17 protein-coding genes are annotated in these 13,899 nt (G+C 48.1%); 3 read left to right on the top strand and 14 right to left on the bottom strand.

The window, feature by feature from the left end:
- Positions 1 to 67 precede the first annotated feature (67 nt).
- The 12 genes from H5U02_10235 to H5U02_10180 form a co-directional block, all read right to left on the bottom strand.
- On the bottom strand, positions 68 to 592 hold the full coding sequence (locus H5U02_10235; GenBank protein ID MBC7342802.1) for a hypothetical protein: 525 nt from the start codon (positions 590 to 592) through the stop codon (positions 68 to 70).
- Between the two features lie 190 nt (positions 593 to 782).
- On the bottom strand, positions 783 to 2,336 hold the full coding sequence (gene rny / locus H5U02_10230; GenBank protein ID MBC7342801.1) for a ribonuclease Y: 1,554 nt from the start codon (positions 2,334 to 2,336) through the stop codon (positions 783 to 785).
- Between the two features lie 232 nt (positions 2,337 to 2,568).
- A complete protein-coding gene (locus tag H5U02_10225) occupies positions 2,569 to 2,967 on the bottom strand; it encodes a RecX family transcriptional regulator (protein ID MBC7342800.1) in 399 nt (132 codons plus the stop codon).
- Positions 2,968 to 3,043: 76 nt separating this feature from the next.
- Positions 3,044 to 4,054, bottom strand: a complete 1,011-nt coding sequence (gene recA / locus H5U02_10220; GenBank protein ID MBC7342799.1) for a recombinase RecA — start codon at positions 4,052 to 4,054, stop codon at positions 3,044 to 3,046.
- Positions 4,055 to 4,105: 51 nt separating this feature from the next.
- Complete coding sequence (gene thpR, locus H5U02_10215) at positions 4,106 to 4,669, bottom strand: RNA 2',3'-cyclic phosphodiesterase (GenBank protein MBC7342798.1); 564 nt, start codon at positions 4,667 to 4,669, stop codon at positions 4,106 to 4,108.
- Positions 4,670 to 4,737: 68 nt separating this feature from the next.
- Positions 4,738 to 5,814, bottom strand: coding sequence for a hypothetical protein (locus H5U02_10210; protein MBC7342797.1), 1,077 nt, complete (start codon positions 5,812 to 5,814; stop codon positions 4,738 to 4,740).
- Between the two features lie 26 nt (positions 5,815 to 5,840).
- Positions 5,841 to 6,599, bottom strand: coding sequence for a HesA/MoeB/ThiF family protein (locus H5U02_10205; GenBank protein ID MBC7342796.1), 759 nt, complete (start codon positions 6,597 to 6,599; stop codon positions 5,841 to 5,843).
- 16 nt (positions 6,600 to 6,615) lie between these two features.
- Entirely contained in the window at positions 6,616 to 7,560 is a 945-nt protein-coding gene (locus tag H5U02_10200; GenBank protein MBC7342795.1) for an ROK family protein, read from the bottom strand.
- A gap of 280 nt (positions 7,561 to 7,840) precedes the next feature.
- Positions 7,841 to 7,996: a hypothetical protein gene (locus H5U02_10195; protein ID MBC7342794.1), complete on the bottom strand. Its 156-nt coding sequence runs from the start codon at positions 7,994 to 7,996 to the stop codon at positions 7,841 to 7,843.
- A gap of 312 nt (positions 7,997 to 8,308) precedes the next feature.
- On the bottom strand, positions 8,309 to 8,713 hold the full coding sequence (locus tag H5U02_10190) for a transcriptional repressor (GenBank protein ID MBC7342793.1): 405 nt from the start codon (positions 8,711 to 8,713) through the stop codon (positions 8,309 to 8,311).
- Positions 8,714 to 8,757: 44 nt separating this feature from the next.
- Positions 8,758 to 9,117 (bottom strand): YlbF family regulator, encoded by a 360-nt coding sequence (locus tag H5U02_10185; protein MBC7342792.1) that lies wholly within the window; start codon positions 9,115 to 9,117, stop codon positions 8,758 to 8,760.
- Between the two features lie 116 nt (positions 9,118 to 9,233).
- Positions 9,234 to 9,992, bottom strand: a complete 759-nt coding sequence (locus H5U02_10180; protein ID MBC7342791.1) for a histidinol-phosphatase HisJ family protein — start codon at positions 9,990 to 9,992, stop codon at positions 9,234 to 9,236.
- 50 nt (positions 9,993 to 10,042) lie between these two features.
- Between H5U02_10180 and H5U02_10175 the strand changes: the two genes are divergently transcribed.
- The 3 genes from H5U02_10175 to H5U02_10165 all read left to right on the top strand — a co-directional run bounded on the left by H5U02_10175 (position 10,043) and on the right by H5U02_10165 (position 11,815).
- A complete protein-coding gene (locus H5U02_10175) occupies positions 10,043 to 10,969 on the top strand; it encodes a Na/Pi cotransporter family protein (protein ID MBC7342790.1) in 927 nt (308 codons plus the stop codon).
- A gap of 63 nt (positions 10,970 to 11,032) precedes the next feature.
- A complete protein-coding gene (locus tag H5U02_10170) occupies positions 11,033 to 11,506 on the top strand; it encodes a general stress protein (protein ID MBC7342789.1) in 474 nt (157 codons plus the stop codon).
- Positions 11,507 to 11,608: 102 nt separating this feature from the next.
- Positions 11,609 to 11,815 (top strand): small, acid-soluble spore protein, alpha/beta type, encoded by a 207-nt coding sequence (locus tag H5U02_10165; GenBank protein ID MBC7342788.1) that lies wholly within the window; start codon positions 11,609 to 11,611, stop codon positions 11,813 to 11,815.
- Positions 11,816 to 11,872: 57 nt separating this feature from the next.
- Here H5U02_10165 and fliY read toward each other — a convergent pair whose 3' ends face one another.
- A complete protein-coding gene (gene fliY, locus H5U02_10160) occupies positions 11,873 to 12,940 on the bottom strand; it encodes a flagellar motor switch phosphatase FliY (protein MBC7342787.1) in 1,068 nt (355 codons plus the stop codon).
- Positions 12,927 to 13,899 (bottom strand): flagellar motor switch protein FliM (fliM, locus tag H5U02_10155; protein MBC7342786.1); only part of this gene is annotated, 973 nt, incomplete at its 5' end. The genes fliM and fliY, both read right to left, overlap by 14 nt.

Below are 13,899 nucleotides of genomic sequence, written 5' to 3'. Positions count from 1 at the left end.
GTACTGCTCGCCGTCCTGGGCGCCCGACTACATCACCGATAAATAATATATTCACGTTAACCTCCTGTTAAGCTTCCTGATCATAGACCATAACTTTACCCTCGTGCCGAAAGGCAACTAATTTCTTCTGCCGCTCCTCTTTACCTATCATCTCCAACATACTGGCAATTAGTTCCTCTTTAACTAGATCCCCTTCTATGTGCGAAGTCGGGTTTTCAAGCAAAAGCATATCCTGGCACTGTCTGCGCACAACCCCAATAATCAATGATATTTCCTCGGGCGATAAAGAGTTGACATCCCGAACAATTTGAAACAAGCTTATGCCTTGTTCAGAAATAGCATTTACTGATGCTATATTTGGGACTAGTTGGCTACTGTTCAAAAAGGCGAACACATCTAGATGTTTCTCAATGCTGGCCTTGATTTGGTTTTCTTCAAAGCTGGTCAATTGGCGCTTTAAAACAAAAGTTAGCTTAATCACCTGTGCTTGGGGATTATAGTTAACAGCGGCCACCTCTGGGTAGCTTAAGAGAATTGAGATTAGCAGGCCGGCGCCGCCGGTAATCTCTGAAGTACGAATTTTTAAAGGCATCTACATCACCATCCATGCTCCCCTGCCAGCAACTGTTGGTTTATTTCGCTATACTTTTCTGCGCTTACTCCCCAATTCCTGCACTTCAACAAGATAAACGGGGCTCAATTTTTCCCTCGCCTGGTAATTTGCTGATATATTCAAGGGGGACCGAAAAACCGGTCCCCCTTGCTGAATTGAATAACCCTGCTTACCTAGCGAATTCAACTGCCCGCGTTTCCCGGATCACTACCACTTTGACCTGGCCCGGGTACTGAAGTTCGCGTTCAATCCTTTTTACCATATTCCTCGCTAGTTGAGCAGCTTCCGCGTCGTCAATTCGATCCGGCTTTACCATGATGCGGATCTCTCGCCCTGCCTGAATAGCGTAGGCCTTGTCTACTCCTTCAAAGGAATCGGCAATTTCCTCCAACTTTTCTAGTCGCCGGATATAAGCTTCGAGAGTCTCTCGCCGGGCCCCCGGGCGAGCGGCGGATATAGCGTCTGCTGCTTGAACTAAGGCTGCTTCGATGGTGTTAAATTCTACATCACCATGGTGGGCAGCAATGGCATTCACCACCTCTGGTTGTTCGCGATATCGTTTGGCAATTTCTGCCCCTACAGTCACATGGGGACCCTCTACATCGCTGTTTAAGGCCTTACCAATATCGTGTAGAAGCCCAGCCCGCTTGGCCAAAGATTCATTGACGCCGAGTTCAGCCGCCATTATCCCTGCTAGGTGAGATACTTCAATCGAGTGCTTAAGAACGTTTTGTCCGTAACTGGTCCGGTATTTTAGTCTCCCCAGTAACTTAATCAGCTCAGGGTGGAGTCCATGAATGCCACATTCAAATGCAGCTTGCTCACCCTCCTCCCGGATCTTCTGGTCGATTTCCTTCTGCGCTTTTTCGACCATTTCTTCAATCCGTCCAGGGTGAATCCTTCCGTCTAAAACTAGTTTTTCCAAGGTTATCCGGGCTACCTCACGCCGTATGGGATCGAAGCTCGACAAGATTACCGCTTCCGGAGTATCATCAATAATCAAATCTACTCCTGTTAAGGTTTCTAAAGCGCGGATGTTTCTACCTTCCCGGCCAATTATTCTGCCCTTCATCTCGTCATTAGGGAGAGGCACCACCGAAACAGTAGTTTCAGCTACATAGTCGGCTGCACATCTCTGGATCGCTTGCGTCACTATTTCTTTCGCCCGCCTATCTGCTTCTTCGCGAGCGGCAGACTCCATTTCTTTTATCATTAAGGCAACTTCGTGGCGAATCTCGTTTTCTGTATTTCGTAACAGTAGTTGTCTAGCTTCTTCGGAGCTCAAGCCCGATAGCCTTTCAAGCTGTGCTAGATGCTCTCGCTTGATTTCAAGCAGATTTTCCCGTATTGCTTCAATTTCTTGCTCCTTATCTTGGAGGGCCTGCTCCTTCTTCTCAATCAACTCAGCTTTGCGGTCCAGAGCCTCTTCTTTTTGGAGAATGCGCCGCTCTAACCTTTGCATTTCATTTCGACGGTCGCGTATCTCCTTTTCTGCTTCCAGGCGAAGCTGGTGGCATTCTTCTTTTGCTTCTAAAAGGGCTTCTTTTTTCTTGGCCTCCGCTTCTTTTTCAGCTTCCTGCAAGATGCGCCTTGACATTTCCTCTGCCGAAGCAATTTTGGCTTCTGCCAGCAGCTTGCGAACATAATATCCTACGATTAGGCTGAAGATGCCAATGAGAACATTTATCCAAACGTTCGTAAGCGTCACCTCCCATCTACCCATTAAAAAAAGAAAGCCGAGTAGAAACTCGGATCCTACAAACCACCATATGTTTCTTAAGCAGGCAATACCTTCGCATTTGTCCACCAATGCGACCTGCTATCGTGAAAGCCGATTGGTTGGAGCTATACCCGAAGTGTTTTAATTCTTCGGCTATCTATTGAAGAAGACTATGGCAGTCTGATTTCCCAAGTTTCTTCCTACGAAATTATTCTAATGTGGCCCCAAAATGCTGTCAAGCTAGGCCAGATGTGGAATCACAAAGCTTCTCCAAAACTTGGGCTATGTCGGAAGCGTCATAGCCCAGTCGCGCCAAATACCTGGCCACAGCACGGCAAGCTGATTGCCCCTTATGCTTGCGATAATATGATGACCCTACCGCCAGAATCCTTGCTTTAACTTTATCTGGTGGCAACATTTCTTGTAAAAGCGAATTAATAGTATCGTGATCAATACCCCTATTTCTTAGTTCATGGGCCAGACGAAACGGACCCCAAGGTTTATGCGCGATGTGATCATGGAGCCAATGCTTAGCAAAAGCCTGGTCGTTTACGTATCCCTGCTCTTTAAGGAATAGGACAGTTTCAGCTATTTCTTCTCCACTAAAACCGCGCTTTTGTAACCTTGTTTCCAACTCAAACGCTGAATAGTCCCGAAGCATGAGATAACGACAGGCTGTGGCTAACGCAGTCTTTGTCTTCCGCCAATTCTTAGCTCTCTGCCTTGGGCTTGTGTGGTGATAAAACGGCATTTCTTACGTCCTCTGCTAGCTGGTTATATATCTCAGGGTGTTCTTTTAAGAACTCCTTGGCATTCTCTCTTCCTTGGCCAAGTTTTTCCCCCTTATAGGAATACCACGCCCCGCTTTTATCCACTATTTTTAAGTCGGTTGCCAGGTCGATGACATCTCCCTCTCTTGAGATTCCTTCCCCATACATGATATCAAAATCAGCTTGTTTAAAAGGAGGAGCAACTTTATTCTTGACAATCCTGGCCCTAGTCCTATTGCCCACCACGTCTGCACTGGCTTTTATGGTATCAATCTTTTTAACTTCGATTCGAACTGAAGCATAAAATTTTAGCGCTCTACCTCCTGGCGTAACTTCAGGATTACCAAACATGATTCCCACTTTCTCACGAAGTTGATTTATAAAGATCGCCACCGTTTGTGATTTACTGATTGCACCAGTCAGTTTCCTGAGAGCCTGAGACATCAACCTAGCCTGCAGTCCTACAAAGGAATCACCCATTTCTCCTTCCAACTCAGCTCTGGGCACTAAAGCAGCTACCGAATCTATAACAATTACGTCTACAGCGCCGCTTCTCACCAGAGTCTCGGCTATTTCCAATGCTTGCTCACCCGTGTCCGGCTGAGAAATTAAGAGATTGTCAACATCAACCCCAATCTTTCTAGCATAGACCGGATCTAAAGCATGTTCAGCATCAATAAAGGCAGCGTTGCCATGGTTTTTTTGGGCCTCAGCTACAATATGGAGTGCTACTGTTGTCTTTCCTGAGGATTCAGGTCCATAAATCTCAATTACCCGCCCTCTAGGAACTCCGCCAACGCCCAGCGCCAAATCAAGAGAAAGGCACCCCGTAGGAATTACATCTACGGTAAGTTTGGCAGAAGCTTCTCCTAGCTTCATTATGGCTCCCTTGCCAAATTGTCTTTCAATTTGAGTAACAGCCATTTCCAAAGCTTTTTCTTTTTCCAACACGCTGTTAACCTCCTAGTCGACGTTTGGTTCCCTTACATTGTTCAGTGGCCATTACTTCGAAAGAAGTGGAGCATTGAACACCGGCGTATAAATGGGTCCCTTCGCCGTCAAATCACTTCGCATGAGCGTAACATAATCAACTTTAAAGCTTGTCTTTGGGATCGATGTTTGAAGTCTGATACTGCCGCGATTGCAGCTTCCTTGTCTTGATTCTCGTATACGACCCAAAGTTATGTGAGGGAAAAACCTGTGCCCTTCAGCTTTCCCCCTTATAGCACCCGTAGCTAGGGCTTCAACAATAATATCGTGAAGCTTTATTGTATCGTCTCGACCCTCATCAATGCCTACCCAGATGACTTTTGGCTTTTGCGAATTAGGGAAAAACCCAAGCTTGTCCAGCGATACCATATAAGGAGGTATCCTTGATACTCTAGGCAACACTGCAGTCTCCATCACCGGCAAGTAATGCGGTGCAAGCTCACCTAGAAAAAGAAGAGTTATATGCAGATTATACGGTTCAACCCACTTGATTGGCAGCCCTGGGTGGTCTATCTTCGCTTGCACAGAAGTTAAAAGTTCCCTTATGTTCTGAGGCAACTCTATACAGAAAAACAACCTCGCCTTACTTCACCCCACTTGTGATTTAAACGTCGTGTACATTATACACCCAGCGAAGGTACCTGTCAGCAAGCAAGCGCCATTTGCAAGCGCCTCGATACGTCAGCAGTTAATGAATAGACATGTTGTGCCAGCGGTACTGGCAAAGCACCTGTCCCACAGCTAGGAGTAATTAGAGATTGACGCTCCAATGGGCTCTGGCTTATTCCTAGTTGAACCAGAATCTGGATTTCATCTTTTAATTTCCGAACTAAAGTATCTGAGGTTTCAGCATAAGCTTCCTCGGAGGTAGGAACAATTCCCCAAGCTATAATTCCTCCTTGCTCTACAAAAGCTTTGAGTGCAGCAGCATAAGCGCTAAAGGGAATGAAAAAATGGTATGCGTCCACGGCAAGAATCGAAAAGTTTGCTTCAATAGGAAGTGTCCAATCGATGCTTGCGCACGAGTGCAACCCAACTAGGGTCCCGGTCTGTCTTAATAAATTACTTATAGTTTTCAAATCGTCAAGAACATCTGCTCTGGATATACTTATGTAGTTGGCACTACCATAGGCTCCGATAGCTGGATCATCGACAAAGATCATCACAGGAAACCCCCACTTGGCCATGGAGGTAGCCTGCCACAGAGCTTGCAAAGCTGTTGCCTTGACCACCAGGTCACGTAATTCCCGGCTGTAGTAAGCTGGTTTACCTTGGTTATCCTTGAGGTTAAGGGCCATCGACAGTGGGCCAGCTATCTGACCTTTAAGGTAGCTTATTGTGGCATTTTCAGCGCCACCCTCAACTTCTTCCCGGAGCCGGTAAAAACCGGGAGCTGCCGCCTCAGGTAAAGCAAATAACTCCAGTGCCTCCAGTGAGCCTCCTTCTACACTGAGCCACAGGTTATAGAATTCCACAAGCCTATTCTCCCAACCCTGGCTCTGATAGGTGAAGCTTACCCGCTCTTGGGTATCTTCCTCGAGTATGCCCAACCGCAGCAGCGGGTTGAGATATTGATGCACAAAATGCTCAGGAGTCCCCCTTCGGGGAAGTTGAGGCCAGTGAGGAATATTAGGCATGTATTTGAAGATCAAGCCCACGGCCAATTCAGGTTCAGTATATGGTAAGCTACCAATACCTGTGGCCATAAACCCAAAGTCCACCGTTATCGCTCTCCTATTTGTTCAGTTTAGATTTCCCCACAGACTGGACAATTGGGGTTTCTTGCCACCTCCACTTCGTTAAAACTAGCATTTAAGCCATCGTATACCAGCAACCTCCCCACTAACGGCTGTCCTGCACCGATGATAAGCTTTAGTGCCTCTGCGGCCTGGAGGGTACCAATTACCCCCGGAGTAACTCCTATTACTCCGGCGTGCTCTGGCCTCCTTCCCTCTGCTTCCAGTATTGGAGCAGGAAATAGGCAGCGATAGCATGGTCCTTGGCCAGGAAGAATCGTCATTATCATTCCTTCCCACCGCAGCACTCCACCTTCGATGAGAGGTTTACGCTGAGCTACACAAGCATCGTTAAGAAGGTAGCGGGCCTCGTAATTGTCGACCGCTCCTACTATTACATCAAATTTGGCTACGATTTCTTGAGTCTCTTGTACTGTCTCTAGTCGCCTTGGGTAGGCAAGTACCTCTATCTCCGGGTTTAGATTCTCAAGCTTGGACCGAGCTGATAATACCTTGGCCATGCCTAAATCGCTGCTAAAATGAAGTATCTGCCGTTGCAGATTTGAGAGCTCAACCCGATCGCTATCGATTAATCCAATCTTCCCAACACCTGCGGCAGCCAGATAATAAGCTACTGGAGAACCCAACCCCCCGGCTCCAACCACTAGCACCGACGAGTTTAAAAGCCTTTTCTGTCCATCCTCGCCAATTTCCGGAATAACCAACTGGCGTTGGTAACGTACCCGCTGACTTTCCCTAAGCTTCTTCATGGCTTGCAAAGCGCCTCTACTTGCTCTCCATTTGTGCCAGCCGGATTGCCCCAATGCACCCAGCAAGATTTCCTAGCTCCGCGAGTACAACCTTTGGCCTGAAACCACGGGCAGAAAAAAAGGGTGAACGCTGAACTATTACATCTGTTAATTGATTCAGCAGAAGTTCTTTGGCCTGGGCTACTCCACCACCGATAACAATACCATCCAGATCTAGCATGAGGTTGCAGTTGGCCAACGCTGTGCCAAGAATCTCTGCGGTCTCCTGCACTACCAGTAGGCACTTTTCATCGCCAAGGATTGCCCGGGCAAAGACATCCCGAGCTTCCAATGAGCCGTCCGCCTTTGGTTCTACACCGCAGGCTCTAGCACGCCTGACAATTGCAGGAGCAGCTACCTCGGTTTCAAGGCAACCCCAACTCCCACAGTTGCAGCGATACCCATTCTGCGAGCGAACCACAATATGTCCCAATTCAGGGGCTAAGCCGTGACTACCTCGGTAGAGCTGATCATTGAGGATTAAGCCAGAACCGATACCTGTTCCTATGGTGACCATTAAAAAGCTTCTGAAAACCCTTCCCGCGCCTAGCCATTTCTCTCCAAGTGCCGCCAAGTTAGCATCGTTATCTATATATACTGTTCTACCTAATCGCGACTCCAACAGTTCACGTACTCGAAGCTGTTCCCAGCGAAGGTTAGGGGCATGGATGACCATTCCCCTCTGGAAATCAATCAGGCCCGGTACGCCTAAGCCTAACGCGGCTACATCATCCAGATCGAGATGGGCTTGCTCCAAAATCCCCAAAGCTAACTCCTCAACCCGATCGAGAACTCCTTCAGGTCCTAGCTCAGCCTTAGTCTGTACCTCCGATCGAGCGAGCAAAGTTCCCCGGCAGTCTCCTACTGCCCCCTTAATATTGGTTCCACCTATATCGATACCTAAGTACGCTGGAGTTTTCACTTGCCTGTTTCCTTCTTGGCGAAACTGTCCCTGGAATTACACTGAGGGCATTTTTTGGGCTTGCAGCGAGCATCTTTCTCAAAGCCACAAGAGTTACACCGCCAAATTGCCATAGCCACTGCCTCCTCGCTCCACAGCTTTCTTGCATAATAGTAGTATAGGCAGCACTTAGTGTCAACCAAAGTGTAGTCAGCAAAAGAGTGTCATGAAATAAAAAGTAAAAGCACCCATGAGGTGCCTTGGCTCAGTACTCCTTTTAAGATTACAGTTTACTAAGCTTTTATTTACCCCAAGTAGAGCTAGCTACCCGAAGTTTTTGTCCCGAAGGCTTCTCCACCTTGATGCCCAACCAAGTAAGATGCTCAATCCATTTCCGGTAGGCTTCCATGCTATCCTTTTTGTCCTTCTCTCGAGTGTAGTCCACTAGCTTCTGCATATACAGGCCTCCCTTCCAAGGCTGATTTTACCACCCCCTATTTCATCCTGGCTTTAAAAACAAGGCGAAAAAACAAAAACAACAACTTAATGGCCATATATTTGCCTAAACGGTTGACTACCAGTATCCCCATTGGGATCGGTGGTACTTTTGGTAACATTCCTTACACAAAGCTTTCACCGAAAATAACTCGCTGACCAAGTGAAGACTAGACTTTCGAGCCATTTTTCCGCAACGTTGGCATGGAACAATCTCGGTAACCTTGCCCATATATGTCGTACTCCCCAGCCTAGGTTAACATTAGCTTTACCATCAGCTGAGAATGTTATTCTTTGGTTCCGCTTGGTTCTTGTCGCGGCATTCGTTGCACACGCCGTAAAACTCGGTTCGGTGATAAAAAACCTCACAGCTCAATTCGTTGGCTACTACTTTTTCCAACTCTTCCTTAACCTCAAGGCAGACATCTAGCACGCGCCCACATCTTAAGCAAACAAAATGGTAATGGTTTTTGGGATTACCATCAAACCGGCTCAACCCACTGCCGTAGCTGAGTTCGAGGATTTCTCCAGTTTCCTCTAGGACCCGCAAGTTTCGATAAACTGTTCCCAGGCTAATGCCTGGCATGACCTGGCGCGCTCTTTGATATACCCAATCAGCAGTAGGATGACAGGATGTGCTGCGCAGCACCTCTAAGATCAGCTTCCGTTGTTTCGTCATTCTCTTTTTTTTAGGCTTCACGGCATCTCACCATCGATAAATCGTTAATTCATGGTACGGTCTTGGTTGGCCGGAAACCACGCTTTTACCGCCTCTCCAATTATCTTTTGGATGTCGGCCAGGAGCCTGGCCAGCCGATACTCTGCACTTAAGAATTCGTTTATAGTTGGGTTGAGGCTAAGGATTTGGTAGAGGTGGTCCAATTGCTGCGCTTTTTCTTCGTCGATTTCTTGGCCAGTAATCTCCGCAATCTGCAGTTCCAGCTGATGCTTGCGGAATTCATCTAACATAGCTGAATTAGCCCTGTCTTGTTCTAATTTTTGTTTGGCTTCCACATAAGCACGGTATTCTTCCGACTTCGCTAGCGCTTCCGCTAGTTCATGAGCCTTATCGTACGCCGTCAACTTGACCTCCCCCTCTCCTTAGCATCTTATTCTCTGCGACCAAGGAATTCCCTTCTTCGCAAAGCTTTCTTGAGCCCCACGCAGAAAAGTAGGTTGACATCATCTAGGGGTGCTAACTATAAACTAATGAAATATCGCTTGCGCTGGCGGAATACTGCCAACCGCGTATAGCCGATTCTTTTTAGCTCATCCTTGGCTCTTTCCAACTCCCTTCCCACCTCGTCAGGTTCATGGGCATCAGAGCCAAGAGTTACAGGAACATTTAATTCGAACAATCGTTTTAGGATTGCATTATCTGGATAGCAATCATCCACCGGCTTAAACCATCCGGAGGTATTCACCTCCACCGTAGCCTGTACTTTACTTATCGCCGCCAGCAAAGGTGAAGCCAAATCGGCTATAGGGGTTCGCGGTAAAAAGTTAAACTTCTTAATCAGGTCTAAGTGTCCAATTATGTCAAAATTTCCATGGGATACCATCTCTTGTACGTGGCGAAAATAATAACTAAACAGCTCATCTAGGTCCCATTGCCCATACCGCCACCGTTCGGTTTCGAGATCAAAAGCCCACCCGTTCAACTCATGCACTGATCCTATGATATAATCCAAGGGTACGCTTTTGGCAAGCTTTAAAGCCATATTGGAATTAACACCGTAATCAGCCTCTGTACCCAAAAGAATTATCAGGCCGTTTTCCCGCTTTGTTTTCATAACCATATCATAAAAGCATTTATCAACAGCATAGGTATGTTCGGCCAGCCCCAAATAGCGAACCCCTTTCTTTAGGGCCTTTCTTTGAAACTCCAGGAAACGCTGACGCGCCTCTTCATCCCCATACTCTCCTTCACCCAATACATGGACATGCAGATCAATCATAGTTCTTGTACCTTTCTTGCCAACATATACCACTTATGGGAGGATAAGCTATGTCATGCACTGTTTATTTGTCCTTTTTAGCAGGTTTCGGATTCCTGTTGATAGGAACGAGAAGTCTTCGGGGTAGCCTAGAGGCTACTTCCAGATCTTGGCTTGCATCCGCAGTAAACCTGCTCACCGCTAATCCCGTCACTGGTGCCATAACCTCCACTGTGCTGACTGCACTGATTCAGTCTAGTAGCGCGGTTAGCGTCATGGCCATAGGGTTGGCCGACTCGGGAGTCATTTCCCTCCACCAAGCTTTGAGTATAGTCCTGGGCGCCAACGTTGGAACTACTTTCACCATCCAGCTGTTGGCACTCAATTGGTGGCATTTTAGTAGCTTTGTAATTCTTGCTGGATTGGGATTAGTCCTCCTTGGCAGCCCCAAAATTAAGATGCTTGGCGTGGCCCTAGGCTCCTTTGGATTAATCCTTTATGGGCTTGATTTGATGGCTCAAGCTGCTCTGCACATAAGCACTTTACCATGGTTCCAAGCTTACCTGACAGCCGCTGAAGAAAGCGCGTGGCACGCTATCGCCATTGGCGCTATAGCTTCGGCGTTGGTTCAGTCCAGCACTGTTGTTACCGCAGCTGTAGTAACCCTGTCAACGCAAGCCTTATTAAGCCTCCCAACGGCAGTAAGTTTAGTTCTGGGTGGCAATATTGGCACCTGTGTTACTGCTGTAATAGCTAGTCTTGGTGGCGGCACCAAGGCTCGGCAAGTGGCCCTGTCACACGTATTGTTAAATGTTCTGGGCGTACTTGCATTATACCCAGTGCTCCCGGCCTTCGTAATATTTATTTCTAATACTGCTAATACCTTGCCCCACCAGGTCGCCAATGCGCACACCTTTTTCAACCTAATAAGCTCCCTGGCGGCTTTACCAATGGTCAACGGCTTATCCTCCTTGCTGCACCGACTCATCCCTGACTAGTTAGTATATCCATAAGCTACCAGGGCATAATAAACTTAACCACATTAATAGGAGGTTTGTATCGTGGCCAAAACAGTAGTAGCGGTGTTCGCATCACGCAACAACGCCGAAGAAGCGGTAAAGGCCCTTAGAGCCAGTGGTTATGACCGAGAGATATCACTGTTGACCAAGCAGGAACAAGAAGGACAAAATCAGGGTGAAAATGTTGGGTTGGGCGGAATATCCACCGGTGTTACCACTGGCGGCATTCTGGGTGGTTTGGCCGGATTGGCGATGGGCGCAGGAGCGCTGGTAGTACCTGGCATAGGACCACTTATTGCTGCCGGACCCATAGCTGGATTGCTGTCAGGAGCTGCGACTGGAGGCATCGCAGGCGGTTTGGTGGACTGGGGAATTCCTGCAGAGGAGGGTCGCCAATACCAAGAAGATGTTAAGGAGGGAAAAACCTTAGTCTCAGTCCGCACCGACGAACAACGCACCGCTGAGGCCGCTCGCATTCTGCAAAATCATATGGCTGACAATGTTAAGGTCCACTAACCAGAGGATCAAGACCCGTTTTATTCCTTCCCAAACCCGGATTACCCGGGGCCAGTTGTGCGCAAACTAAGCCTGGTGGGTAGCTGGGAAGGAGGTTAGACGGTGGGAAGACGAGGGGGATTAATGTCTGACGCCTTAAAGTGGGAGTTTGCCAAGGAGTTGGGCGTTGATCACATCGTAGCCACCGAAGGCTGGGGTGGAGTCCCTGCGCGGGACTGCGGCAACTTGGTCCGTTTGGCAATTGAACGGGCAGAACGCACCATGGCTCAGCAGCCACAATATTCCAGCTACGCACCAGCTGGCCACTAGCCAGCTCAGGAAAACCTAGGTAAGAGCCTAGGTTTCCTGTTTCTTTCAGCAAATACACTACCGCCGCAGATTACATAGTCGCTCTTCACGGCTCAGAATGCTGGTTAAGCGTACCCCAAAATTCTCGTTAATGACTACTACTTCGCCCTCCGCAATCAAGGTACCGTTAACCAAGACCTGTACTGGATCGTCGGCCTGTTTGTCCAACTCCAGGATCGATCCAGGCCCCAGATTTAGTACATCTCTGATTGGCCTTTGGCTTTTGCCCAATACCACTGATACCTTTAGCGGTACATCTAAAATGAGGTCAAGGTTTTTAGGAGTCGCAGCCTGCGGACCGCCATGCGCGCCGGCAGAGTTACCGCCGTTAGCGGGCTCTGGTAAATTACCTACGGTTATTGCCTCCTCGCCAACAGCGACCTCCGGTGAAGCCGCCCCTGAAGCCTGAGCTTGGCTACCTCCTAACAGCAAATCAGTTTGCTCCCGAGCTACGCGAATCGGCATCACCTGCATCAACTTGCTTTTGATTATCGAGCCGACTTCCAAATCAAATGCAACCACGACTATAGCTTCTTCACCATTCAGGGGAGACGTAAAATCTGGGCTTTGGAAATCGACCAACTGCACCTCAGGAGGAGAGATCTTAACCGCCCGGTTAAAAATTGTAGACATGGCAGTGGCGGCGGAGCCCATCATTTGGTTCATGGCTTCTCCTATAGCGCTCAGCTGAATCTCGTTGGGAGGGCCCTCTAGGTCTTTCCCCGACCCTCCCATCATTAAGTCAGCAATTACCATGGCGTCATGAGTTTCCAGGATAAACAAATTTATGCCGGTTAAGCCATGTGTGAAATTAACTTGCACCACTACGTAGGGTACTTGGAACGAAGCGTAAAGTTCAGATTGGGTACAGGTTCGCACTTTGGGCGTAGTAATCACTACGCGCTGACCTAAGATCTGTGACAAAGCAGTAGCAGCCGAACCCATGGCCATATTGCCGATTTCACCCAAAGCATCAGCCGCTTGAGGTGGTAACTGTTCTGGTTCGGCATTGGGCTGGGCAGGAGCAGGGCCTTGGTTGAGTAAAGCATCGATCTCCTCCTGCGACAAGAAACTATCCAACTTGATCACTTCCTTCAATCCAGTCTATGATTTGGACGGCCAGCCGATTCTTAACCCGCCCAGGCTGAACCTTGAACTTAGGTTGTTCGCCTACACAAAGGACCAGGTTTTCGCTAACCATGTTGTCGAGAGAAATCACGTCGCCTACCTGCAGACCGAGGAAATCGCGCACCGATACATCTGCACTACCTCCAAGTAGTACCAGCTCTACTGGTACCTGCATGAGCTCCTTCTCTATCCATCCCCGAGATTGTAAATTATTCTCCCGGCCTTGGCTAGCCAACCAGTAGTGGGCACTCAGTCGGTCGATTATGGGTTCTAAAGTCAAATAGGGCCAACAGAGGTTTGCCATACCTTCAACTTTTCCAATCTGGGTGCTAAAAGTTATCACTGCCACTGTCTCATTGGGAGAAACCAACTGAATGAACCTAGGGTTGGTCTCCATCGACTCAATCTGGGGTCCAAGCTGCGCAATATCCGACCATGCATAGGCCAGGTTATCCAACAGTCGGGTATTGAGCTTGCGGAGTACTCCTAGCTCTATATCAGTCAGCTCCCGCAAGCGCTGGGGCATATCGCCAGTACCGCCGAAAAGTAGGTCAATTATAGGAAAGATAAAGGCAGGGTTGGTCTCCAAAACTGCTAGTCCCGCTAATGGCTGCAACTTCAGCACCGTCATGAGCGTCGGCGTAGGTATTGAGACTAGGAAATCTTCATAAGTCAATTGATTGACACTTGCTACCTTTACCTGGATATTAGCTCGCAAGTACCCCGATAGAAAGTTACTTGCCATGCGAGCAAAATTCCCATGAATCATCTGCAGAGTCCGTAACTGATCCTTGGAAAATTTGTTGGGACGGCGAAAATCGTACACCTTTACACCTTGAGGCTCAGAAGCCTTTTCTTTTTCATCTAGTTCACCCGAAGCCAAGGCCTTGAGCAGAGCATCGATTTCAGCTTGGCTC

The organism is Clostridia bacterium (assembly GCA_014360065.1).
GTDB lineage: Bacteria > Bacillota > DSM-521 > Neomoorellales > JACIYF01 > JACIYF01.
Note: the sequence above shows the minus strand (reverse complement) of the source record. Positions and strands in the feature narration are given on the sequence as shown.

Bases quoted from the DNA above. Each gene is read 5' to 3' on its own strand.
- H5U02_10180 (MBC7342791.1), bottom strand. From the start codon at position 9,992: ATGATTGATCTGCATGTCCATGTATTGGGTGAAGGAGAGTATGGGGAT.
- H5U02_10205 (MBC7342796.1), bottom strand. From the start codon at position 6,599: ATGAAGAAGCTTAGGGAAAGTCAGCGGGTACGTTACCAACGCCAGTTG.
- H5U02_10175 (MBC7342790.1), top strand. From the start codon at position 10,043: ATGTCATGCACTGTTTATTTGTCCTTTTTAGCAGGTTTCGGATTCCTG.
- H5U02_10195 (MBC7342794.1), bottom strand. From the start codon at position 7,996: ATGCAGAAGCTAGTGGACTACACTCGAGAGAAGGACAAAAAGGATAGC.
- H5U02_10190 (MBC7342793.1), bottom strand. From the start codon at position 8,713: ATGACGAAACAACGGAAGCTGATCTTAGAGGTGCTGCGCAGCACATCC.
- H5U02_10235 (MBC7342802.1), bottom strand. From the start codon at position 592: ATGCCTTTAAAAATTCGTACTTCAGAGATTACCGGCGGCGCCGGCCTG.
- rny (MBC7342801.1), bottom strand. From the start codon at position 2,336: ATGGGTAGATGGGAGGTGACGCTTACGAACGTTTGGATAAATGTTCTC.